Annotated in this window: 24 protein-coding genes and 1 pseudogene; 2 read left to right on the forward strand and 23 right to left on the reverse strand. The window is 69.0% G+C overall.

Annotation, left to right across the window (positions count from 1 at the left end; genetic code table 11):
* Nucleotides 1–104: 104 nt before the first annotated feature.
* From ABZU72_RS06655 to rpsB, 7 genes are all read right to left on the reverse strand, one after another.
* Nucleotides 105–503 carry a hypothetical protein gene (locus ABZU72_RS06655; protein WP_355018072.1) on the reverse strand — a complete coding sequence of 133 codons (399 nt, stop codon included), beginning with the start codon at nucleotides 501–503 and terminating at the stop codon, nucleotides 105–107.
* A 79-nt stretch (nucleotides 504–582) separates the two neighbouring features.
* Nucleotides 583–1,086, reverse strand: a complete 504-nt coding sequence (locus ABZU72_RS06660) for a histidine phosphatase family protein (RefSeq protein ID WP_355018073.1) — start codon at nucleotides 1,084–1,086, stop codon at nucleotides 583–585.
* 15 nt (nucleotides 1,087–1,101) lie between these two features.
* The gene (locus ABZU72_RS06665) at nucleotides 1,102–2,010 is read right to left on the reverse strand and encodes a phosphatidate cytidylyltransferase (protein WP_355018074.1); all 909 of its coding nucleotides are present in this window, start codon (nucleotides 2,008–2,010) and stop codon (nucleotides 1,102–1,104) included.
* 161 nt (nucleotides 2,011–2,171) lie between these two features.
* Nucleotides 2,172–2,726, reverse strand: coding sequence for a ribosome recycling factor (gene frr / locus ABZU72_RS06670; RefSeq protein ID WP_355018095.1), 555 nt, complete (start codon nucleotides 2,724–2,726; stop codon nucleotides 2,172–2,174).
* A 62-nt stretch (nucleotides 2,727–2,788) separates the two neighbouring features.
* Nucleotides 2,789–3,502, reverse strand: coding sequence for a UMP kinase (pyrH, locus tag ABZU72_RS06675; RefSeq protein WP_355018075.1), 714 nt, complete (start codon nucleotides 3,500–3,502; stop codon nucleotides 2,789–2,791).
* Nucleotides 3,503–3,670: 168 nt separating this feature from the next.
* Nucleotides 3,671–4,480, reverse strand: coding sequence for a translation elongation factor Ts (tsf, locus tag ABZU72_RS06680; protein WP_355018076.1), 810 nt, complete (start codon nucleotides 4,478–4,480; stop codon nucleotides 3,671–3,673).
* 48 nt (nucleotides 4,481–4,528) lie between these two features.
* On the reverse strand, nucleotides 4,529–5,446 hold the full coding sequence (gene rpsB, locus ABZU72_RS06685; protein ID WP_355018077.1) for a 30S ribosomal protein S2: 918 nt from the start codon (nucleotides 5,444–5,446) through the stop codon (nucleotides 4,529–4,531).
* 422 nt (nucleotides 5,447–5,868) lie between these two features.
* Here rpsB and ABZU72_RS06690 point away from each other — a divergent pair, with 422 nt between their 5' ends.
* On the forward strand, nucleotides 5,869–6,492 hold the full coding sequence (locus ABZU72_RS06690; RefSeq protein WP_355018078.1) for a M23 family metallopeptidase: 624 nt from the start codon (nucleotides 5,869–5,871) through the stop codon (nucleotides 6,490–6,492).
* Between the two features lie 130 nt (nucleotides 6,493–6,622).
* Here the strand turns inward: ABZU72_RS06690 and ABZU72_RS06695 are convergent, their stop codons facing one another.
* The 8 genes from ABZU72_RS06695 to rplS form a co-directional block, all read right to left on the reverse strand.
* A complete protein-coding gene (locus tag ABZU72_RS06695) occupies nucleotides 6,623–7,585 on the reverse strand; it encodes a tyrosine recombinase XerC (RefSeq protein ID WP_355018079.1) in 963 nt (320 codons plus the stop codon).
* Between the two features lie 77 nt (nucleotides 7,586–7,662).
* A complete protein-coding gene (gene dprA / locus ABZU72_RS06700) occupies nucleotides 7,663–8,835 on the reverse strand; it encodes a DNA-processing protein DprA (RefSeq protein WP_355018080.1) in 1,173 nt (390 codons plus the stop codon).
* Nucleotides 8,832–10,415, reverse strand: a complete 1,584-nt coding sequence (locus ABZU72_RS06705) for a YifB family Mg chelatase-like AAA ATPase (protein WP_355018081.1) — start codon at nucleotides 10,413–10,415, stop codon at nucleotides 8,832–8,834. Before ABZU72_RS06705 ends, dprA begins: the two co-directional genes overlap by 4 nt.
* A complete protein-coding gene (locus ABZU72_RS06710; protein WP_160024477.1) occupies nucleotides 10,415–10,780 on the reverse strand; it encodes a YraN family protein in 366 nt (121 codons plus the stop codon). Before ABZU72_RS06710 ends, ABZU72_RS06705 begins: the two co-directional genes overlap by 1 nt.
* A gap of 139 nt (nucleotides 10,781–10,919) precedes the next feature.
* A complete protein-coding gene (locus ABZU72_RS06715; protein ID WP_045550889.1) occupies nucleotides 10,920–11,228 on the reverse strand; it encodes a DUF2469 domain-containing protein in 309 nt (102 codons plus the stop codon).
* Between the two features lie 82 nt (nucleotides 11,229–11,310).
* Entirely contained in the window at nucleotides 11,311–12,003 is a 693-nt protein-coding gene (locus tag ABZU72_RS06720) for a ribonuclease HII (RefSeq protein WP_355018082.1), read from the reverse strand.
* Complete coding sequence (lepB, locus tag ABZU72_RS06725) at nucleotides 12,000–12,902, reverse strand: signal peptidase I (RefSeq protein ID WP_355018083.1); 903 nt, start codon at nucleotides 12,900–12,902, stop codon at nucleotides 12,000–12,002. The genes ABZU72_RS06720 and lepB overlap by 4 nt, the downstream gene beginning before the upstream one ends.
* A gap of 76 nt (nucleotides 12,903–12,978) precedes the next feature.
* The gene (rplS, locus tag ABZU72_RS06730) at nucleotides 12,979–13,329 is read right to left on the reverse strand and encodes a 50S ribosomal protein L19 (RefSeq protein ID WP_350661736.1); all 351 of its coding nucleotides are present in this window, start codon (nucleotides 13,327–13,329) and stop codon (nucleotides 12,979–12,981) included.
* A gap of 250 nt (nucleotides 13,330–13,579) precedes the next feature.
* Here rplS and ABZU72_RS06735 point away from each other — a divergent pair, with 250 nt between their 5' ends.
* A complete protein-coding gene (locus ABZU72_RS06735) occupies nucleotides 13,580–14,791 on the forward strand; it encodes a Fic family protein (RefSeq protein WP_355018084.1) in 1,212 nt (403 codons plus the stop codon).
* A 59-nt stretch (nucleotides 14,792–14,850) separates the two neighbouring features.
* Here the strand turns inward: ABZU72_RS06735 and ABZU72_RS06740 are convergent, their stop codons facing one another.
* From ABZU72_RS06740 to ABZU72_RS06775, 8 genes and pseudogenes are all read right to left on the reverse strand, one after another.
* Nucleotides 14,851–16,107, reverse strand: coding sequence for an ammonium transporter (locus tag ABZU72_RS06740; protein WP_355018085.1), 1,257 nt, complete (start codon nucleotides 16,105–16,107; stop codon nucleotides 14,851–14,853).
* 156 nt (nucleotides 16,108–16,263) lie between these two features.
* A complete protein-coding gene (locus ABZU72_RS06745; RefSeq protein ID WP_355018096.1) occupies nucleotides 16,264–16,650 on the reverse strand; it encodes a GNAT family N-acetyltransferase in 387 nt (128 codons plus the stop codon).
* A gap of 102 nt (nucleotides 16,651–16,752) precedes the next feature.
* Nucleotides 16,753–17,421, reverse strand: a pseudogene (trmD, locus tag ABZU72_RS06750) (tRNA (guanosine(37)-N1)-methyltransferase TrmD); the annotation flags it as partial.
* Nucleotides 17,418–17,978, reverse strand: coding sequence for a ribosome maturation factor RimM (gene rimM / locus ABZU72_RS06755; protein ID WP_355018086.1), 561 nt, complete (start codon nucleotides 17,976–17,978; stop codon nucleotides 17,418–17,420). The pseudogene trmD and the gene rimM, both read right to left, overlap by 4 nt.
* A gap of 175 nt (nucleotides 17,979–18,153) precedes the next feature.
* Nucleotides 18,154–18,396: an RNA-binding protein gene (locus tag ABZU72_RS06760; RefSeq protein WP_355018087.1), complete on the reverse strand. Its 243-nt coding sequence runs from the start codon at nucleotides 18,394–18,396 to the stop codon at nucleotides 18,154–18,156.
* Nucleotides 18,397–18,401: 5 nt separating this feature from the next.
* Nucleotides 18,402–18,884, reverse strand: a complete 483-nt coding sequence (gene rpsP, locus ABZU72_RS06765; protein WP_160024482.1) for a 30S ribosomal protein S16 — start codon at nucleotides 18,882–18,884, stop codon at nucleotides 18,402–18,404.
* Nucleotides 18,885–19,048: 164 nt separating this feature from the next.
* Nucleotides 19,049–20,122 (reverse strand): amidohydrolase family protein, encoded by a 1,074-nt coding sequence (locus tag ABZU72_RS06770; RefSeq protein ID WP_355018088.1) that lies wholly within the window; start codon nucleotides 20,120–20,122, stop codon nucleotides 19,049–19,051.
* A gap of 14 nt (nucleotides 20,123–20,136) precedes the next feature.
* The gene (locus ABZU72_RS06775) at nucleotides 20,137–21,351 is read right to left on the reverse strand and encodes a trypsin-like peptidase domain-containing protein (protein WP_355018089.1); all 1,215 of its coding nucleotides are present in this window, start codon (nucleotides 21,349–21,351) and stop codon (nucleotides 20,137–20,139) included.
* Nucleotides 21,352–21,457: the final 106 nt, after the last annotated feature.

Genomic DNA, 21,457 nt, shown 5'->3' on the forward strand with positions numbered 1-21,457 from the left:
CAGGGCTGTGCGGGGCCGGTACGTTCGCAGGGTCGGGCTCGGTCACGCATCCATTGTCCCACCGGGGTGCGGCGTACGGCTAAACCTGGATCCGAACCGGGCGGTCAGCCCGTCTTCAGCAGGATCCAGAACACCAGCGAGCCGACTCCGACCACCACCAGCACGGTGAGGATGATCCCCAGCCAGACGAACTCGGCCAGACGGCGGGTCTTGCGTGGGATGAGGAGGGCCAGGGGCACCAGCAGGGTCAGCGCCACCCACGGGAACAGCTCCTCGGCCCGCTCCTGACCGACCACCCAGGTCAGCAGCGCGCCCCAGGTGCCGGGCACGAGGATCGCGTACGCCAGGCCGATGTAGAAGCCGACCAGGGCCGCCACGGTCGGGTGCGAGTCGTGCAGCCATGCAGACAGGCCACTGGACCCCGAGGAGTCCTCCTCCGGGCCGTGATCTGCCTCGACGTCTGGATCGGGGTCCACGTCGAGGTCCGCGGGACGCTGGCTCACTCTTCAACCGTAGCGCCGAACGACGACTTCCTTTGGTAAAGAATCGCTGCCCCAACGAACTCTGGGTGATTGCGGCCGATCAGGCGTCGACGGTGATCAGGTCCGGGAAGGCGAGGTCTCGCCACCGGGCGAGATCTGGCGGCGTGCCGGTCAGCTCGCTCACCAGGACTGTCCAGGCCGTGCCGTGGCCGATGAGCACGGCGTCTTCGCCCGCGTGGGCCGAGAGGATTCCGGCAACGGCCTTCGTCACGCGTGAGCGGCACTCCTCGAGCGGCTCCCAGCCGTCGTACGCAGGCACCGTCGGCTCCGCGAACGCCCGCTCGACCGTGGCGTGGAAGTCGTCGACCCAGGCCTTGCCGCGACGGTGCTCACGGAGACCATCGACCACGCCGACGTCGCCGTCGGTGAGGAGCTGGGCGGTCTGCTGTGCCTTCGGCTCGGGCGAGGAGTACCACGCGGCGCTGACCGGGAGCCGGTCACGCAGCGCCCAGACGTCGTCGAACCCGGCCGGGTCGAGCTCCCAGTGCTCCGCGGCGACGCCGCGCACCTGGATGGGTCGTCCGTGGCGTACGAGGAAGAGCATCCGGCTGGAACCCGCTCAGAAGACGGCGTAGTGGAGGATCAGCCAGACCGGGGCGACGGTCGCCAGGAGCGAGTCGAGGCGATCCATGAGGCCGCCGTGGCCGGGGATGATCTGACTCATGTCCTTGATGCCGAGGTCGCGCTTGATGACCGACTCGACCAGGTCGCCGAGGACGGCCATCACGCAGGCGACCACGCCGAGCGCGACACCGACCCACCAGGCGCCGTCGAGCAGCCATACGACCAGGCCGACGCCGGTCGCGACGGTGAAGACCACCGAGCCGGCGAAGCCCTCCCACGACTTCTTCGGGGAGATCACCGGCGCCATCGGGTGCTTGCCGAAGAGGACCCCGGCCACGTAGCCGCCGATGTCGGACATGATCGTGAGCAGGACCCAGACGATGATACCGCGTACGCCGTCGTCCGAGAGGCCGCCCGAGGTCCAGCCGCCGCCCTCGCGGAGCATGAGCGCGACGAACGAGCCCAGGAACGGCAGGTAGAACAGGGTGAGGACGGAGGCTGCTGAGGTGCGTACGTAGCCGTCGACCCCACGCCGCAGCACCCACAGCATGATCACCAGAGCGGTCACCGCGGTGGCCGTCACCAGCGCGTCGGAGCCCAGGAAGTAGGCGACCAGGACCATCACCGTGCCGCCGATCATCAGCGGCTGCTCGGGGACGTCCATGTCCTTGGCCATCAGACCCCGGTGGAGCTCCCAGACCGCGGCCACGACACAGCCGACGACGATCAGCATGAACGCCGTCTTCACGAACATCAGGCTCAGCGCGATGGCAACCAGGAGGACGACGGCAGAGCCGATCGCCGCGGGCAGGTTGCGGCCGGCGCGGCCGTAGTCCTTCTTCGGCGGCTCGGAAGCTGACGGAGAAGGAGACGGCGGCGTCTGGCTCACAAGGGATTCCTTCATGCTCAGGTCTTTCCTCTGGATCCCGACCGCGCCGCTTGTGGGGCTCGACTGCGTCGCTGGCTGGATCTCGACACGCGGTCGCCGCTTCGCAAGCTCAGCGGCGCGCTCGCTCGATCTTTTCGCGTTGCGACCCTGCTCGCTTCGCTCGCAGGGTCACAGGCTCAAACCTCGAGCAGCTCGGCTTCCTTGGACTTGAGCAGCTCGTCGATCGCGTCGGTGTGCTTCTTGGTGAGGCCGTCGAGGCGCTTCTCGGCACCGGTGACGTCGTCCTTGCTGGCCTCGCCGTCCTTCTCGAGCTTCTCGAGACCCTGCTTGGCCTTCTGGCGCACCTGACGCACGGAGACGCGGCCCTGCTCGGCCTTCTCCTTGGCGAGCTTGATGTATTCCTTGCGGCGCTCCTCGGTCAGCTCCGGGAAGACCGCGCGCAGGATCTTGCCGTCGTTGGACGGGTTGACGCCGAGGTCGGAGTCGCGGATCGCCTTCTCTACGTTGGCCATCGCGCCGATGTCGAACGGGGCGATGTTGATGATCCGCGGCTCGGGGCTGGTGAACGAGGCGAGCTGCTGGATCGGCGTCGGAGTGCCGTAGTAGTCGACCAGGATCTTGCTGAACATCTGCGGAGTGGCACGGCCAGCACGGATGGTGGAGAAGTCCTCACGCGTGGAGTCCACCGACTTCACCATCTTGCTGTCGGCCTCGTTGAGGATGTCGTTGATCACCGGATGCTCCTGTGCGCTCGTAAGTGTTGTGTTGTGGGTGGCGTGTGGGCTCGTGCCGCTCAGCCAGCGGTGACGAGCGTACCGATCTTCTCACCCTGGACGATCCGGTAGACCGCCCCCTCGTCCTCCGCGCCGTAGACCACGATGGGCATCTTGTTCTCCATGCAGAGGGCGAACGCGGTGGCGTCGGCGATCTTGAGCTGCTTCTGCAGCGCCTCACCGAAAGTGATCTCATCGTACTTCGTCGCCGTCGGGTCCTTCTTCGGGTCGGCGGTGTAGATCCCGTCGACGCCGTTCTTGGCCATCAGGACGACCTCAGCGTGGACCTCGAGGGCGCGCTGGGCGGCGACGGTGTCGGTGGAGAAGTAGGGCATGCCGGAGCCGGCGCCGAAGATCACGACACGGCCCTTCTCGAGGTGACGCATGGCCTTGCGCGGGATGTAGGGCTCGGCGACCTGGCCCATCGTGATCGCGGTCTGCACCCGGGTGTCGACGCCTTCCTTCTCGAGGAAGTCCTGCAGCGCGAGGCAGTTCATGACGGTGCCGAGCATGCCCATGTAGTCGGCGCGGGACCGGTCCATGCCCGCCTGCTGGAGCTCGGAGCCGCGGAAGAAGTTGCCACCGCCGACGACGATCGCGATCTGCACGCCGGAGGCGGCGACGGCGGAGATCTCCTTGGCGATCGAGGCGACCACGATGGGGTCGACGCCGACCTCGCCACCGCCGAAGTTCTCTCCGGACAGCTTGATCAGGATGCGCTGGTAGCGGGTCATGCCGTGGCCTTTCCTGGGGCGACGTCTTGCGGGGTGGTGCATGTGGGGATGGCGTACGAAAGGGCCGGTCCGATGATCACCATTCGGTTCATCGGACCGGCCCCTTTCGTCGTACGTTGCTGCTCAACCTAACTGATCGCGCGCCGTTGGCGCGGAGTCAGGCTCGGTTCAGGCGCCGACGTCGAAGCGGGCGAACTGCTTCACCTGCGTGTTGGCGGCGTCGAGGACCTGCTTGACGGACTTCTTCGACTCGAAGACCGACTCCTGGTCGAGCAGGACGATCTCCTTGAAGAACGCCTTGATCCGGCCTTCGACGATCTTGGCGACGGCAGCCTCGGGCTTGCCCTCCTCGAGCGTCTTCTTGGTGAGGACGTCCTTCTCGGCGTCGACCACGTCGGCCGGCACCTCGTCGGAGGTGAGGTACTGCGCCTTGAGCGCGGCAGCCTGCTGGGCGGCCTGCTTCGCGGCCGCCTCGTCACCCTCGTAGGCGACCAGGACGCCGAGGCTCGGCGGCAGGTCGGAGGCCTTCTTGTGCAGGTAGACCGTGGTCTCACCCTCGAAGTAGGCGACCTGGCCGAGCTCGATCTTCTCGCCGATGGTGCGGGCGAGCTCCTCGACGGTCTCGCCGACGGTCTTGTCGCCGAGCGAGATGGCCTTGAGGGCCTCGAGGTCGTTGACCTTGTTGGCGTCGGCGGCCTCGACGATCTGCTGGGCAGCAGCGACGAAGCTCTCGTTCTTGGCGACGAAGTCGGTCTCCGAGAGGAGGCTGACCAGAGCGTTGCCGGAGGCGGCGACGAGGCCGGCCGAGGTGGTGCGCTCCGCGGCCCGGGCGGCGGCCTTGGCCGTGCCCTTGACGCGAAGGATCTCAACAGCCTTGTCGAAGTTGCCGTCAGCCTCGTCGAGCGCCTTCTTGCAGTCCATCATGCCGGCCTGGGTCAGCTCACGGAGCTTCTTGACGTCGGCAGCGGTGTAAGCCATGCGTGTCTTCCTCTGACTTGTTAAGTGGCTTTGGGTGGACGATGAGGCTCAGGCCTCGGCCGGGGCCTCGGCCGAGGCCTCGGGGGTCTCGGCGGGGGTCTCCTCGGCCGGAGCCTCGGTGGTCTCAGCGGCCTCGGCGGCGGGGGTCTCCTCGGCCGCGGGGGTCTCCTCGGCCTTGGCCTCCTCGACGGCCGGGGTCGCCAGGAGCTCGCGCTCCCACTCGGCCAGGGGCTCGTCGGCGGTGGTGGCGCCCTCGGTGCCCTCGGTCTTGCCACCAGAGCGGGCGATGAGGCCCTCGGCAACAGCGTCGGCGACCACGCGGGTCAACAGGCCAACGGCGCGGATGGCGTCGTCGTTCCCCGGGATCGGGAAGTCGACCAGGTCGGGGTCGCAGTTGGAGTCCAGAATGGCGACGATCGGGATCCGCAGCTTGCGGGCCTCCTCGACTGCCAGGTGCTCCTTGTTCGTGTCGACGATCCACACGGCGGACGGCGTACGGCCCATCTCGCGGATGCCACCGAGGGTCTTGTCGAGCTTGTCGCGCTCCCGCTTCATCTGCAGGAGCTCCTTCTTCGTGCGACCCGAGCCGGCGACGTCGTCGAAGTTGACCTCGTCGAGCTCCTTGAGACGGTTGATCCGCTGGTGCACGGTCTGGAAGTTGGTGAGCATGCCACCCAGCCAGCGCTGGTTGACGTAAGGCATCCCGACGCGCGTCGCCTGCTCGGCGATGGCCTCCTGGGCCTGCTTCTTGGTGCCCACGAACATGATCGTGCCGCCCTTGGCCACGGTCTCCTTGACGAAGGCGAAGCTGCGGTCGATGTAGGCCAGCGACTGCTGAAGGTCGATGATGTAGATGCCGTTGCGGTCGGTGAGGATGAACCGCTTCATCTTCGGGTTCCAGCGACGGGTCTGGTGTCCGAAGTGGACGCCGCTCTCGAGGAGCTGGCGCATGGTCACGACTGCCATGATGTTTTTTCTCCTAGGTGGTGGCCCGCGTGTGCACCGCTGGTGGCTCGACCTTGCGTTTCTCGAGGTCGGGCGGGTGTTGGCGCGAGCCGGTCGGTTTTCAGTTTCGCGCCCATCAGTGCTGATGGGCCCTGACGCTTGCACGCGGTCCGACCTGAGCGTTCTGCTCGGGACTGAGGGCCGCGCCCGCGGGCGACCGGCGTCTCGGAGCGAGGCACCGTCGCGGTCTGCTGGCGTGCGAAGTCAGCCCACAGGGGGCTGCCGGTCCAAGACTAGCCGCCGACCCGGGTCTCGGGCCAATCCTCCATGACCGGCTCCGGCGCGGGCCGATCAGTGTCCACAGGGGTGTCTCGGGACGGGGTTATCCACAGGACGTACGCCGCTCGTTGTGCGGGTCCTCGATCCGGGGTTGTCTGCTCGTCATGACCTCGTACCGCCTCTCCGACCGGGCCCGTGCCCTCGTCGCGGCCCTGTTCCTCGTCGTCCTCATCGCCCCGGCAAGCCCAGCCCTCGGAACGCCACGTGCCGAGGTGGCGTCGTCCGGCGCCTCGCTGGGTGGGGCAGTGGGTCACGACGAGGGTCCGAGCCCGGTCGGAGAGACCGACGAGGTCCCCCAGGGCGAATGGCCGCTGGCGCCCCAGCCGGAGGTCGTGCGCCGCTTCGACCCGCCAGATGCTCCGTGGGGTGCGGGTCACCGCGGCGTGGACCTGGCCGGATCGCCGGGCGCGATCGTACGCGCCGCGATGGCCGGGACGGTCGCGTTCGTCGGAGTGATCGCAGGCAAGGCGGTGGTGAGCGTCGACCACGGAACCACACGGACCACCTATGAGCCAGTCGTGGCCACCGTGGCCGTCGGCGATCCGGTCGCGGCCGGAGCGCCGTTGGGCCGGCTCGGTATCGCCGGCTCCCACTGCTTCCCCGCCGCCTGCCTGCACTGGGGCTGGATCCGTCACGCCGACGATGTCTACCTCGACCCGCTCCTGCTCGTCGACGCCCCGCGGCCGGTCCGGCTCCTCCCCCTCTGGCGCGGCGACCCGATCCGGTAGGCCGAATCCGCAGTTGTGGCGGGCTGAAACCGTAGTTGTGGGCGACGAAGCTCGACTTTCGTCGCCCACAACTCACTTCTCGTCCCGCCACAACTACACACTCGGCCGACGCGGGTGCCGTCTCGGCGGGTCAGGCGCGGGGGTGGGCCTGACGGTAGGCCTTGCGGAGCCGGTCGCTGCTGACGTGGGTGTAGATCTGGGTGGTGGCCAGGCTGGCGTGCCCGAGGAGCTCTTGGACCGAGCGCAGGTCGGCACCACCCTCGAGGAGGTGGGTGGCAGTGCTGTGGCGCAGGCCGTGGGGGCCGAGGTCGGGGGCGCCGGGGACGTCGGCGAGGCGGCGGTGGACGAGGGTGCGTACGGCACGCTGGTCGAGCCGGCCGCCGCGAGCCCCGAGAAACAGGGCCGGCCCGGAGGAGTCGGTGACCAGCTGCGGACGGCCCCGGACGACCCAACGGTCGAGCGCCCGGACCGCGGGGCCGCCGAAGGGCACCATCCGCTCCTTGCGTCCCTTGCCGAGCACCCGGATGACGCGGCGTTCGTAGTCGACATCGTCCAGGTCGAGGCCGACGAGCTCACCGACGCGGGCACCGGTCGCATAGAGCATCTCCAGCACGGCGATGTCGCGCATCCCGACCGGCGTGCCGTCCTCAGCCGCGGTGATGGCGGCGGCGATGAGGGACTCGACCTCGTCGGGGCGCAGTACGGGCGGGAGGGTCCGATGGGCCTTGGGCGAGCCGAGCGCGGCACCGGCGTCGACCTGCGCCCGACCGGTCCGGACCAGCCATCCGCAGAAGACCCGGGCCGCGGTGGCCCTCCGGGCCAGGGTCGTACGTGAGTGGCCGGTCGTCTGCTGCTTGGCCAGCCAGCTGCGCAGCGTGCGCAGGTCGATCGCCTCGGGCTCGGTGCGGCCCATGCGGCCGGCGTGGTCGAGCAGGCTGCGGATGTCGCCCAGGTAGGCCCGGACCGTGTGGTCGGAGAGCCCGCGTTCGGCGCTGAGGTGTCGCTCGTAGTCCCCGAGCAGCGCGGCGTAGACCTCGGGGAGCTCCGCTTCCGCGGCCTCGCCTTCCGGGTCCCCCTCGGGTTCAGCGCTCACCCGAGCCAGGATAGGTGACGGGCCAGGGCGTGTCTGGCAACTCGGCCGGCGCATCCGAGTTGCTAGACACGCCCTAATCAGGTGCGAGCCGCGCCCGGGGCTAGCTGCCACCCGTCGGGGAACCGCTCGGCGAGACCGAGCGCCTCGAGTCGCGACAGCGCGGTGCCGGCCGTCTTCGGGTGCAGGCATGCCGACCTCGCGATGGCGAGCTGTGAGGAGGGGCTGCTCACCGGGACCGCATCGAGGACCTGCTTCTCGACGGAGGTCAGCGAGTCGCGGCGGCGCACGGGGCCACGGGGTTCCTCGGGGACCGCCTCCCCCATGTCGCCGACGAGCTCGCGTACGTCGAGACCGTCGGTCACCAGGACGCCTTTGCCGCTGCGTACGAGCTCATGGGTGCCGACCGAGGTCATCGCGCCCACCTGACCGGGCACCGCCATTACGGGTGTGTTGATGCAGTAGGCCCAGTGGGAGGTGTTGAGGGAGCCGCTGCGCGCTGCCGCCTCGACGACCACGGTGCCCCGGGCGAGTGCGGCGATGATCCGGTTGCGGGAGAGGAATCGATAGCGGGTGACCGGGAACCCGGGCGCGATCTCCGAGATCACCGCTCCGCTCTCGGCGATCGCGTCGATCAGGCGCCGGTTGCGGAGCGGGTAAGGAACGTCGACGCCACCCGCGAGAACGGCGACGGTGCTCCCCGGTGGGCCGGTGAGGGCGCCTCGGTGTGCGGCCGCATCGATGCCGACCGCAGCCCCGGAGACGGTCACGAAGTCGTTGACCGCGAGGTCGGCCGCGATCCGCGCCGCGGCGTCGGCACCGTAGGAGGTCGCGTCCCGGGACCCGACGATCGCGACCGACCGGTCGAGATCGCTGAGCAGGAGCGGTCCCCGCACCCACAGGCCGAGTGGGGTGCCGGTGCGGTATTGAAGATGCTCCTGACCGGCGAGCCGCTCGACCTGGGTGGGCCACTCCTCGTCGCCGGGGATGACGTAGCGGAACCCGGCGTTGGCTGCCCGCTCCAGGTCGCGGTCGGGGTGGATCTGGGCGAGCCGCAGCCTGGCTTCGAGGCCGTCGTCGCCGAGGCCGGGATCCTCCTCGGCGAAGCGTCGGTAGACCTCGGTCGCGGTGGATCCCACCATGCAGGTGTCGAGCAGCGGGGTGCCGGGCTCGATCAGCTGGGTCAGCGCGATCCGGGCCAGGCGCTCGCGCTCGAGGTCGGTGAAGCTCGGTGCGACGGGCGCCGCGGTCATGCCGACCTCCCCTCGAACGCCGACACCGTGAGCGAGCCGCCGTTGCGCAGCGCGAGCGCCGTCTCGGTCTCGGTGACGCCCGGCCAGTCGACCCCGGCGAGGTCGGCAACCGTCCACGCGAGGCGATGCACGCGCACCGCGCCACGACGGGTCAGGGCGCCGGAGAAGATGCGTGAGTCGATGAGCGCCTCGGCCGATGGCGGCAGCGGCCAGTTGTCGCGCAGCGCGATCCCGCTGGCCTGGCCATTCAACCGCCACCCGAAGTCGGCGTAGCGCTCGCGTTGACGGCGCCTGGCCGCCGTGACCCGTTCGCGGATGTCGGCGCTGTTCTCCGAGCCCCACGGGTCATGGTTCTGCTCGGACATCGGTCGCAGCGTGCGGATGATGTCGATGCGGTCGGTGATCGGTCCGGAGACCTTCCGCTCGTAGGACTGGCGCTCATTGGCGCGGCAGATGCAGCCGTCCTTGGTGATCGAGGCGTCGAAGTTGCCGCACGGACACGGATTGGCGGCGAGCACGACGAGGGTACGAGCCGGGAGCGTCACCGACTCCTCGCCTCGCGACACCGTGATGTCGCCGCTCTCGAGCGGCTCGCGCAGGCACTCGATGACGTCGCTCTTGAACAACGGGAACTCGTCGAGGAAGAGGACGCCGGCGTGCGACAGCGAGACCTGGCCCGGGCGGACCCGGCCGGTGCCACCGCCGACGATGCCGGGTTTGGAGGCGTCGTGGTGGGGAGCCGCGAACGGCGGCCGGGTCAGGAGCCCCCGGTCGACGTCGAGCACCCCGGCCAGCGACTGCACCGCCATCACCTCCAGCGACTCCTCACGCGAGAGATCGGGCAGGATCGTCGGGATCCGCTCGGCGATCGAGGTCTTGCCGCAGCCCTTCGGCCCCTTGAGCAGCAGGTGGTGTCCACCGGCGGCCGCGACCTCGACCGCGAAGCGGGTCTCGGGCATGCCGCGAAGATCGGACATGTCCATGTCGTCGAGCCTGCGGTCACCCCGCCACCCGAGCAGGCTGCCGCCCGTGCCGGTCGCAACCGGCGGCGCGTCGGGCACCGGCTCGCCACGCAGCTCTGCAACCACCTGGCCCAGCGACCGGAACCCCAGGACCTCCATCCCTGGCACCATCCGCGCCTCGCCCACCTGCGGCTCCGGCACGACCACCCGAGCGATCCCGGCGTGGGAGGCGGCGAGCACCATCGGAAGCACACCGGAGGTCGGCCGCAGCCCGCCGTCGAGCGCCAGCTCCCCGATGAAGACCGTGCGTTCCAGCCCGATCGTCTCGAGCTCGCCACCGGCCGCGAGGATCGCCAACGCCATCGAGAGGTCGTAGTGCGAGCCGCCCTTCGGCAGGTCGGCCGGTGAGAGCAGCACCGTGATCCGCTTGGTCGCGGGCCACTCGAGATCCGAGTTGATGATCGCCATCCGGACCCGGTCGCGCCCCTCGGCCAGCACGCTGTCGGCACGACCGACCAGCGTGAGCCCGACCAGGCCGGGCGAGACGTCGGCCTGCACGTCGACCAAGTGGCCGACAGCGCCCCGAAGGGCGACGCCATGAGCTCGCGCGTATCCCATCACAGGCCCCTGACGTGCTCGACCAGCGCCGAGCCACGGGGCGCGTGCATCACCGCGACCAGATCGATCCGGATCCCCGGAGCTCGCACGTCGTGCTGCTCCAGCCAGGCGATCGCCAACCGCTTCAGCCGGTCGAGCTTGGTCTTGTCGACCGCCTCGTGCGGCGTACCGCACCCGTCATGGCTGCGGGTCTTCACCTCGCAGACGACGAGGGTGTCGCCCTCGCGCAGGACCAGGTCGATCTCCCCGTCAGCGCATCTCCAGTTGCGGTCGAGCACGGTCATGCCCGCCTCGACCAGATGCCTCTCGGCGACCGATTCGCCGTAGTTTCCCAGCGCGATCCGCGCCGGCGCCGTTGAACTCATCATGGACCTCCTGCCCTTCGGCTTCGAGGTCCAGACTCATCGCGAGCACCGACAATCCGGGCTGGTTCCGGGGGGCCTGGGGATAACCCCGGATCGAGATCGCCCTGTGGACGGTAACTGGCCCGAGATCAGCCGTACGTCAGTCCAGCGGCTGGTCGATGTCGGTCGGATTGAGCGTCTCGACGTTGACGTCCTTGAAGGTGAGCACCTTGACCGCCTTCGCGAACCTGGCCGGCCGATACATGTCCCACACCCAGACGTCGTTCATCGACACCTCGAAGTAGACATCCCCCGAGTCCGTACGCGCTCGCACGTCGACCTGGTTGCACAGGTAGAAGCGGCGGTCGGTCTCGACGACGTACTTGAAGATGCCGACCACGTCGCGATACTCGCGGTAGAGGGTCAGCTCCATCTCGGTCTCGTACTTCTCGAGATCCTCCGCGCTCATGCCGCCACCTCCGTGGAGGAAAGCGAAGAATACGCACGCGGCGGCCTGAGGTCATTGGTCGCTCGCTGGCGCTCGCTCATGTCTAGGACTCTAGAGCCAACACCGGCGAAGAGCCGGGAAGACTCCACGAGCGACGGTGATATGCCGACGGTCCCAGGCGCTCCAGCGCCGCGATGTGGGCGGGCGCGGAGTAGCCCTTGTTGTCGGCCCAGGCGTAGTCGGGATATTCGTCGTGGAGCGCGACCATCAGCGCGTCGCGCGAGGTCTTCGCCAGGATCGAGGCGGCGGCGACGGCGGCGCACTTCATGTCGGCCTTGATCATCGTCGTCACCGGCGGCACCTCGACCTCCTCCACCATCTGGGAGACCTCACCGAAGAGGCCCTCCTGCACGGGCGGGGTCAGATAGTTGTGGTTGCCGTCGAGCAGCAGCGCGTCGGGACGTACGTCCAGGGCACTCAACGCTCGCTGACCGGCCAGCCGCATCGCGGCCATGATCCCGACCTCGTCGATCTCGGAGGCCAGCGCGTGCCCGACAGCCGAGTCGACGGCCCAGCGGCGCACCTTCGGCGCGAGCATCTCGCGAGCCTCGGGAGTGAGCAGCTTGGAGTCGCGTACGCCCTGCGGCGCTGTGCGGGTCGCCGCGGAGATCACCACGATCCCGATCGAGACCGGTCCACAGAGCGCGCCGCGCCCCACCTCGTCGACGGCACCGAGATGGGTGACGCCCTCGCGCAGCAAGGACCGCTCGACTCGCAGGGTTGGCGCAATGCTCACTGTGCCGGCACGTCCTCGAAGCTCTCGGGCCGGTGGATCCACTTCGCCCGGTCCAGCGGCCAGCCCAGCGCGACGACCTTGCCGACCACGTTGTCCTCGGGCACCCAGGGCACCAGCGCGCAGTCGGTCTCGTTGGCCGTGCACATGTGGACGGTCGAGTCGGCCGAGTTGGCCCGGTTGTCGCCCATCACGAACAGCGAACCCTCGGGCACCGGTCCGGCCTCCCAGTGGCGGTTGCCGGGCATCGGCCCGAAGCACTCGCCCTCCTTGTTGGGGCGGCCGCACTTGGTCTGGGAGGGCCGAGCGTACGGCTCGTCGATCGGGACGCCGTTGACGATCAGCCGACCCTGCTTGTCGCAGCACTCGATGACGTCGCCGGGGACACCGATGACACGCTTCACCAGGTGGCCGCCCTCGGGGTAGAGACCGATGACCGCGAGCGCCTTGCCGAAGAGATTGCTGGGGCCGGCCGACTCGTCGACACCGAGCCAGGAGCCCGGGTCGGAGAAGACCACGACATCGCCGCGCTGCGGCGTGCCCGCGAGCCAGTAGGACGGCTTCTCGACCAGCACCCGGTCGTCGGTCGCCACCGACGGGCCGCCCTGCAGGCCGGGCTCCATGGACTCCGAGGGGATGTAGAAGGCCTGCACGAACAGGGCCTTCACGACGATCGCGACCAGCACGGCCAGCACGACCAGGACGATGCCCTCCTGCCAGGCCGACAGGCGGGGCTTGTGCTCCTCCTCGCGGCGCGGGCCGTTGGCCGGGCCCGGCTGCTCAGAGGCCCAACGCGGGGCCTGAGGAGAAGACGAGAACGACCGCGATCCCCCCATCTCGGGCCCGTCCCAGCGGGCCTGGGGCCCTACGCCGACGGAAGGATCGCGGTCGTTCGAAGTCACGCGGTGAGTCTAGAGACTCCCTCCACAACGAGCCTCATCGACTCGCAATGCTCAGGAAACCCTCAGACCTCCCGGCTCACGCCTCGCGGCGCTCCTTGATCTTCGCCTTCTTGCCGCGCAGGTTGCGCAGGTAGTAGAGCTTCGCGCGACGGACGTCACCACGGGTGACGACCTCGATCTGCTCGAAGATCGGGGAGTGCAGCGGGAAGGTGCGCTCGACACCCACGCCGAAGGAGACCTTGCGGACGGTGAAGGTGCGGCCGATGCCGGAACCGTGGACACGGATCACGACGCCCTGGAAGACCTGGACGCGGGACCGGTTGCCCTCGACGACCTTCACGTGCACCTTGACGGTGTCACCGGCGCGGAACTCCGGCAGGTCGTCGCGCTTGGCGACGTTGCCGACCTCAGCGAGTACGTTGCTCATCATTTTCTCCTCACGCTCGCCACAGGCCGATCGCGGTCATCCATGCCCTGGTCAGGGCGATCTTTGGCGGTGGTCCAGCCACGCTGGCCGGCGGCGTACGGTTCCCCCTGTGGCAGGAGCCCGTCGCGACACCTCCGGGTGTCATCTTCGGAGCGTGCTTCGGCCGACTGGACCGGCCCACAAGTCTGCCACAGCGCCGCGGAACGCCGGGAATCGAGACGTACGCGGCGGCCCCTGCAAGGATTCCCCCGTGACCGACACCGACTGGCCACCGCACACCTACGTGACGCGCCCCTACAAGCAGCGGATCCCGCGCGGTCCGCGCGTCGACCGGCTGCTCCGCGAGGTCACGGTGGCACTGCCGCCGCACATCGCCGACCTCGACCTGGCGCTGGAGCGGCCGGTGGCGGCGATGACGACCGCCAGTGCGGGCGCGCTGCGCCATCTCGACCTGGTCCACGGCCGGACGCTGGACGGGCTCAACCACCTGCAGCTGCGCACCGAGGCGATCGACTCCTCCAAGATCGAGCACGTGGAGGCCAGCCTGGCCGACTACGGTCGGGCCCTGCTCGGCATCGGTGCCAATTCCTCGGCGACCTCGATGGCATCCGCGACCCAGGCGATGCAGCGGCTGATCAGCGAGGCCGACACGACCCGGAAGATCACCTCCGACGCGATCCTGCGCGCCCACCGGGACCTGTTCGTACGCCATCCCGACGAGGCGGCCAACGCCGGCAGGTTCCGCGTCGTGCAGAACTGGGTCGGCGGCTCCGACTACGCGCCCCGCGACACCCTCCACGTGCCACCTCCACCGGAGACGGTCGTCGACTACATCGAGGACCTGGTTGCCTTCGCCAACCGCGACGACCTCTCCCCCATCGCCCAGGCGGCGATCGTGCACGCCCAGTTCGAGTCGATCCACCCCTTCATCGACGGCAACGGCCGTATCGGGCGGGCGCTCATCCACGCCGTGCTCCGACGACGCCGCGCCTCGCGCCACCTGGCCGTCCCGATCGCCTCGGCGCTCGTCGCGCACCGCGACCGCTACTTCGCGGCCCTCAACGACTACCGGGCCGGCACCGCGTCCACGATCATCGCCATGCTCGCCGCCTCGACGACCATCGCAACGTCGGAGTCGTGGAAGACGGCCGAGGCGCTGGAGAGCATCCGCCGCGGCTGGGGCGAGGCGGCCGGCGACCCACGACCCGGGTCTGCTGCGTACCGCCTTCTCGATCTGCTCACCGAGGAGCCCATCCTCAACGCCGAGCTGGTCACCAAGAGCCTCGGGTACGAGGACCCCACCGAGACGATCGACGGCTTGGAGCGAGCCGGGATCCTCACCCGCACCAAGCGCACCCGCCGCTCCCCCGTCTGGGTGGCGCCGGCGGTGCTGGCCGAGGTCGAGGATCTCAGCACCCGCATCCAGGACCAGGCCCGGCAGCTTCCCTACGGCCCTCGCTGAGATACGCCGCGAGGCCCGCCCCGGCGAACCGGGACGGGCCTCGCGGCCGAAGCGATGACTCAGGCGAGCTCGGAGTAGCCCGGCTCGTGGAGAACGGTGTCGATACCGGCGACCTCGTCCTCCTCCTTGGCGCGGAAGCCGATGGTCTTCTCGATCGCGAAGCCGATGATGAAGGCCACCACGAACGAGAAGGCGATCACGGTGATCGAGGAGAGGAACTGGGCTCCGAGCAGCTTGAAGCTGCCACCGAAGACGAGGCTGCCACCGGTGAGCGACTCCATGCCGAAGATGCCGACCCACAGGCAGCCGATGAAACCGGCGACGAGGTGGATGCCGACGACGTCGAGCGTGTCGTCGAAGCCGAGCTTGAACTTGAGCTCGACGGCCAGGGCACAGATGGCACCGGCGACGAGGCCGAGGACGAGGGCCCAGACCGGGCTCACGAACGCACAGGCGGGCGTGATGGCGACCAGGCCGGTGACGATGCCGGACGCGGCGCCGACGGCCGTGGGCTTGCCGTCCTTGAACTGCTCGACGACGATCCAGCCGATCAGAGCAGCGGCCGGGGCAATGATCGTGTTGATGAAGATCAGCGAGGTCTGGCCCTCGTCGGCACCGAAGACACCGGTGTTGAAGCCGAACCAGCCGAACCACAGGATCGCGGCACCGATCAGCACGAGCGGTACGTTGTGAGCGACCGTCTCCTCCTTGGAGAAGCCGACCTTGCGTCGACCGAGCACGAGCGCCAGGGCGAGCGCCGCGGCGCCAGCCGACTGGTGGATCACCGTGCCGCCGGCCCAGTCGAGGGCACCGCCCAGGCCGTAGACGTTGTTGGCGAGCCAGCCGTAGAAGTTGCCCTCGCCGTCCACGCCCCAGATCCAGCGGAAGGTCGGGAACACCACGAAGGTGGCGAAGAAGACCGCGAAGATCATCCACGGCCAGAAGCGCGCACGGTCGGCGACCGCCCCCGAGACCAGGGCGACGGTGATGATGCAGAAGGCGACCAGGAAGGCGTGTGCGCCGAACAGGTTGCCCGCGTCACCGCTGCCCGCGGAGGTCACGAGGTCGGTCATGCCGAAGTCCTCGAAGGGGTTACCGAACAGCTTGCTGCCACCGCTGGTGCCGTTGCCAGCGATGCCGGTGCCGCCGTAGAGGACATAGAGGATCGTCACGACGGCGATCGAGCCGAAGCTCAGCATCATCATCGAGACGACGGACTTGGCCTTCACCAGACCGCCGTAGAAGAAGGCGAGGCCGGGGGTCATGAACATGACCAGGGCCGCGCACAGGAGTTGCCATGCAAGTTCGACAGACATTCAGTGCCTCATTGATTGAGTCTCGGGATGTGGCTGTGACGTCACGCGAGCCACGTCGCTCGTCGTACGTATTGCCCGGCATCGTTGCGACGCAACGTTTCAGAGACAGATGCCTTGTGTTACAGAAAAGTAACAGAGTCTTGGGTTGCCGATCCGTTACCGACGAGACGCATGTGTCTTCGTCATGATGACTGCGCCTCGCGGAGCCTCGAGGTCGCGGCGCAACCGGAACCCCGACTTCTTGTAGATCTTCTGGTTCCGCTCGCTCTTGGCTCCGGTGAAAAGCGCGTACGTCGTGGCGGTCGCCGGGGCCACGGCCTGGATGTGGTCCAGCAGCTGACGCCCGAGACCTCGCCCCTGGAGGTCCGGGGCGGTCATCAGCCGTCCGATCTCCCAGACGTCGCCCTCGAGCCGGGCACGGACCGAGCCGACCAACCGGCCGGCGGAGCGGACCACGTACATGTCGTGCGTCTCCAGAGCGCGCGCGGTGTCCTCGAGCGACTCGTGCAGCGGTGGGATCTCGACGCCGGGGTTGTCGTGCATCTCCTGCACCCAGCAGGCGAGCTGCAGCGTGTGCAGCTCGGGGACATCAGCGCGTACGGCGGGCACGATCTCCCACTCCGTGGCTGCTTGGGATGCGTGGAGCAGGTCGGGGCGGCGTACGGAGGTCCGGGCCACCGCCTGGTCGTGGCGCCACTGCGCGATGCGCTTGTGGTCGCCGCTGAGCAGCACCTTCGGGACCTCGAGGTCACGCCAGGAGGCGGGCTTGGTGTAGACCGGGTACTCCAGCAGGCCGTCCTCGTGGGACTCCTCCACGAGCGACTCGGCGTTGCCCATGAACCCGGGGAGCAGGCGTACGACGGCCTCGGTGATCGCCATGGCGGCCACCTCTCCCCCGTTGAGCACGTAGTCGCCCAGGGAGATCTCGCGGACCTCGGCGCGGGTCGCGGCATGGTCGAGCACGCGCTGGTCGATGCCCTCGTAGCGGCCGAGCAGGAAGACCAGCCTCTCCCGGGTCGACAGATCGCGAGCCAGGGCCTGGGTGAACGGCTCACCGCTCGGCGTCGTCACGATCACGGTCGCGCCGTCGATCGCCAGCTCGTCGAAGGCCTCACCGAACGGCTCGGGCTTCATCACCATCCCGGCGCCACCGCCGTAAGGCGTGTCGTCGACGGTGCGGTGGCGGTCGTGGGCCCAGTCGCGTACGTCGTGGACGTGCATCTCCAGCAGCCCCGACTCGATCGCCTTGCCCGGCAGGCTCAGCCGGAGCGGCGCGAGGTAGTCGGGGAAGATGGTGAGGTAGTCGAGCCTCACGTGGCGTCGCCCTCGTCCTCGGCGAACGGCGTGACCAAGCCGGGGCGGTCGGCGATGACGACCTTCTTCTCGGAGAGGTCGACGACCGGCACCAGCGCCTTCACGAACGGCACCAGCGCGTCGCGCCGGTCCGGGGTACGGATCGTCAGCAGGTCCTGGGCTCCCCCATGGACCAGCGCCTTCACCGTGCCCAGCTCGCGGCCGTCCTCGTCGAAGGCGGTCAGGCCGACGAGCTGATGGTCGTAGTACTCGTCGGGGTCCTCGGGAGTCTCCTCGGCCGGGACGTCGGCGAAGAGCAGCGTCCCACGAGCGGCCTCGGCCTCGTTGCGGTCGGTGATCTCCTCGAAGGCGACCTGGAGCACCTGCCCGTGCCACCGGGCGCCCTCCACGGTCAGCTGCTTGGCGGCGTACGCCGATCCCTTCGGCGGCTGGGCCCGCAGCACCGTGCCCTCGGCGAACCTCCGGTCGGGCTCGTCGGTCCGCACCTCGACAGTCACGAACCCTCGGATGCCATGCGGCTTGCCGATCCGTCCGACCAGCACCTCGATCAACTCCACAGGAGTGAGATTAGGGGCTGTGGGGTTCCGGGCAGGAATCACCGGTTAACCGGTGATTCCTGCACTTCTCAGGCGTTGCATTGCCAGAGAAGTGCAGGTTTACCCGGTTAACCGGGTAAACCAACGGGCGCCACCCCGAAGGAGTGACGCCCGTTGTGCGTTGATGCAGCCGTGCTCAGCGACCGCCGTCGACATCGACGAAGTCGATCCGCGCGCCGGCCTTGCCGGCCAGCGCTGAGATGACCGTACGGAACGCGGTGGCGGTGCGGCCGCCGCGGCCGATCACCTTGCCGAGGTCGTCGGGGTGGACCCGGACCTCGAGGACGGAGCCGCGACGAAGCTGCTTGTCGCGCACGCTCACCTCGTCCGGGTTGTCGACGACTCCTCGGACGAGGTGCTCGAGAGCTTCGGCGAGCATGCTGCTCAGGCCTCGGCCTCGGCGGCCGGGGTCTCCTCGGCCTTCGGCTCCTCAGCCTTGGGCTCCTCGGCCTTGGGCTCCTCAGCCTTCGGCTCCTCAGCCTTCTTGGCGGACTTCTTCGTCACGGCCTCGGCACCGGCGGAGGCGTGAGCCTCGGCGAGGGCCTTGTTGAAGAGCTCGAGCTTGTCGGGCTTCGGCGGGGCGACGCGGAGGGTGCCCTCGGCGCCCGGGAGGCCCTTGAACTTCTGCCAGTCGCCGGTCACCTTGAGGATCGCCTCAAGAGCCGGGGTCGGCTGGGCGCCGACACCGAGCCAGTACTGGGCGCGCTCGGAGTCGACCTGGATGAAGCTCGGCTCCTCCTTGGGACGGTAGAGACCGATCTCCTCGATGACAGCGCCATCGCGCTTCTTGCGCGAGTCGACGATGACGATGCGGTACTGCGGAACCCGGATCTTGCCCAGGCGCTTCAAGCGGATCTTGACAGCCACTGTTGGTGGTATTCCTTTGGAATCGAATATGGGTGAAGAGGCCCGTGTCGGTGTGGGGACACCCGTCAGGCAACTTCGGCGGGCACTGTTGCGCTGGGTGAGAGGGTCCCTGCGCACAGGACACACAACTCAGTTTGCCAGAGGTGGCCGGGAGCGGCGAAATCTCAGGCGTAGACCTTCCCCCGGAGTACGACGGCGGCCGGCCGGGCGAGGACGGTGAGGTCGTCGAGGGGGTTGGTGTCGTAGACGACGAAGTCGGCGGGATCGCCCTCGGCGAGGCCGGGGTTGTGGCCGAGCCACTCCCGGGCGCGCCAGGAGGCGGCGCCGAGGACGACGTCGGCGGGGAGGCCCAGCCGGTGCATCGCGAGCACCTCCTGAGGGAGTACGCCGTGCAGCTGGTCCCCCGCGCCGTCAGAACCTGCGTAGAGAGCGACCCCCGCCTCGTACGCGCTCATGATCGTCTCGCGACGGCGGGCGTAGAGATCCTCCATGGTGGCGGCGTACGTCGGGAACTTGGGTGCTGCGGCGGCGGCCAGGTCGGGGAAGATCTCGAGCTGGGCGACGGTGGGGACCAGTGCGGTGCCCTGTTCGGCCATGGCCTCGACGAGATCCGGGGTCAGGCCCGTGCCGTGCTCGATGCAGTCGATCCCGGCCTCGATCAGGCCGGGCAGCACCTCGTGGCCGAAGCAGTGAGCCGTGACCCGCGCGTCGTTGTCGTGGGCGACCTTGATCGCCTCGGCGAACGACTCCGCCGGGAAGGACGACTTCAGGTCTCCCTCGGCACGGTCGATCCAGTCGCCGACGAGCTTGACCCAGCCGTCACCGGAGCGCGCCTGCCGCTCGACGGCCTCGGCCAGGCCGTCGGGCTCGACCTCGTCGGCGTAGTTGCGCATGTAGCGCTTCGTACGTCCGATGTGGCGGCCCGCGCGGATCAGCCGGGGCAGGTCCTCGCGGGACTGGACCCAGCGGGTGTCGGCGGCGGAGCCGGCGTCGCGCAGGAGCAGCGCGCCGGCGTCGCGGTCGGCGATCGCCTGAGCCTCGGCGGTCTCCTGATCGACGGCCCCGTCGGGACCGAGTCCGATGTGGCAGTGGGCGTCGACGAGACCGGGCACGATCCAGCCCGAGGCGCCGGTCTCCGCCCCCGACGGCCGCTCGTAGGTGATGCGGCCGTCGAGGACGTACAGGTCCCGCACCTCTCCATCGGGAAGGACCGGGCCGGAGAAGCGCAGAGCAGTCATGTGACGCAGGTTACCTAGTTGCCCGGCACCTTCACGCCGGCGGCCTCGAGGATCGGGAAGTGCTGGGCGAGCGGGATGACCTGACCGGTGACGACGTTGTTGTCGTCCCACCCGATGGAGGTCGGTACGCCGACGAGCTCACCGTCGTCGTTGACCGCGGCGCCACCGGAGTTGCCGCTGGAGATCCGGGCGGTGACGTCGAAGACCGCCCGATCCTCCCCTTCGAAGGAGAGGATCGTCGCCACGTTGCCCTCGGCGACGGTCGGCGGCTGGAAGAGCACGCCCTCCTTGTCCGCGAAGCTCTCCTTCGGCAGCATCGGGAAGCCGATCGTGGCGATGAAGTCGCCGCGGTCGACCGCGTTGGAGTCGCCGAGCGAGATCGTCGGCAGGTCCAGCGAGGACGGGTTCACCGCGTTGCCCTCGCCGTCGGCGACGATCTGCACGACCGCGCTGTCGACCTCGCCGTCGGACTCGATGACCTTGGCGATGTAGTCGGGCTCACCGACCTTGTAACCCTCGGCCGGGTCGGTCATGTGGATGTTGACGAACTCGGGCGAGACCTCGCCCTTGGCGGCGTACTCGGGGATCTTCGCCGGGTCGGCGACGTGGGCGTTGGTGAGGATCTTGCCGTCCGCGGTGACGATCGACCCGGATCCCATCGCGATGGTGTCCTCGGTCGGTGCGTACGTGATCCAGACGGCGGCCCGCTGCGCGCTGTTGAGCTCGTCCTTGGTCAGGCCGGTGTCCTGGGCGGCCGACTCGCCGCCGGGCACGACGAACATCGCGACCACCAGTCCGATGACCACGACCGCGGCCGCGGCGCCGATCCCGCCCCACAGCAGCAGCTTGTTGCGGCGCTTGGCGGCGGCACGGGCGACCTCGACCTCGGCGGCGTAGATCGGGATGACCTTGAGAATCTCTCCCGCGACGGGGTGGCCGAGGCGGATCTCGGTCTCCTCGTCGATCTCCTCCCTGACCAGCGGCTTCCCCTTGAGGAACGACCCGGTCTGGGAGCCGTTCTCGAAGGTCCAGCCGCCAGGGACGGCCACCAGCCGGGCGTGCTGGCGCGAGACGCCCTGGTCCTCCAGCACGACCGAGTTGTCGGCCGCGCGGCCGATGGTCACCGTGACCGGGTGGCGGAAGCGGTGCTCCTTGCCCTCGGCGACCAGCAGCAGGTCGGGTCCGGTCGGTGCGGTCGGCGGCTGGCCGGGAGCGACCGGCCGCGCCATCCCGGGCGCGACCTTATCCCGAAGTTACGGAGGTAAATTGCCGAGTTCCTTCAGCATAGTTCTCTCAAGCGCCTTGGTATACTCTACCAGTCCACCTGTGTCGGTT

This window comes from Nocardioides sp. NPDC004968 (genome assembly GCF_040608935.1).
Taxonomy (GTDB): Bacteria; Actinomycetota; Actinomycetes; order Propionibacteriales; family Nocardioidaceae; genus Nocardioides.

Excerpts from the sequence above, each read along its gene's own strand:
- ABZU72_RS06660 (WP_355018073.1), bottom strand. The coding sequence starts at position 1,086 with ATGCTCTTCCTCGTACGCCACGGACGACCCATCCAGGTGCGCGGCGTC.
- ABZU72_RS06665 (WP_355018074.1), bottom strand. The coding sequence starts at position 2,010 with ATGAAGGAATCCCTTGTGAGCCAGACGCCGCCGTCTCCTTCTCCGTCA.
- pyrH (WP_355018075.1), bottom strand. The coding sequence starts at position 3,502 with ATGACCCGCTACCAGCGCATCCTGATCAAGCTGTCCGGAGAGAACTTC.
- tsf (WP_355018076.1), bottom strand. The coding sequence starts at position 4,480 with ATGGCTTACACCGCTGCCGACGTCAAGAAGCTCCGTGAGCTGACCCAG.
- rpsB (WP_355018077.1), bottom strand. The coding sequence starts at position 5,446 with ATGGCAGTCGTGACCATGCGCCAGCTCCTCGAGAGCGGCGTCCACTTC.
- ABZU72_RS06690 (WP_355018078.1), top strand. The coding sequence starts at position 5,869 with ATGACCTCGTACCGCCTCTCCGACCGGGCCCGTGCCCTCGTCGCGGCC.
- dprA (WP_355018080.1), bottom strand. The coding sequence starts at position 8,835 with ATGACCGCGGCGCCCGTCGCACCGAGCTTCACCGACCTCGAGCGCGAG.
- ABZU72_RS06705 (WP_355018081.1), bottom strand. The coding sequence starts at position 10,415 with ATGGGATACGCGCGAGCTCATGGCGTCGCCCTTCGGGGCGCTGTCGGC.
- ABZU72_RS06710 (WP_160024477.1), bottom strand. The coding sequence starts at position 10,780 with ATGAGTTCAACGGCGCCGGCGCGGATCGCGCTGGGAAACTACGGCGAA.
- ABZU72_RS06715 (WP_045550889.1), bottom strand. The coding sequence starts at position 11,228 with ATGAGCGCGGAGGATCTCGAGAAGTACGAGACCGAGATGGAGCTGACC.
- rplS (WP_350661736.1), bottom strand. The coding sequence starts at position 13,329 with ATGAGCAACGTACTCGCTGAGGTCGGCAACGTCGCCAAGCGCGACGAC.
- ABZU72_RS06740 (WP_355018085.1), bottom strand. The coding sequence starts at position 16,107 with ATGTCTGTCGAACTTGCATGGCAACTCCTGTGCGCGGCCCTGGTCATG.
- ABZU72_RS06745 (WP_355018096.1), bottom strand. The coding sequence starts at position 16,650 with ATGCACGACAACCCCGGCGTCGAGATCCCACCGCTGCACGAGTCGCTC.
- ABZU72_RS06760 (WP_355018087.1), bottom strand. The coding sequence starts at position 18,396 with ATGCTCGCCGAAGCTCTCGAGCACCTCGTCCGAGGAGTCGTCGACAAC.
- ABZU72_RS06770 (WP_355018088.1), bottom strand. The coding sequence starts at position 20,122 with ATGACTGCTCTGCGCTTCTCCGGCCCGGTCCTTCCCGATGGAGAGGTG.
- ABZU72_RS06775 (WP_355018089.1), bottom strand. The coding sequence starts at position 21,351 with ATGGCGCGGCCGGTCGCTCCCGGCCAGCCGCCGACCGCACCGACCGGA.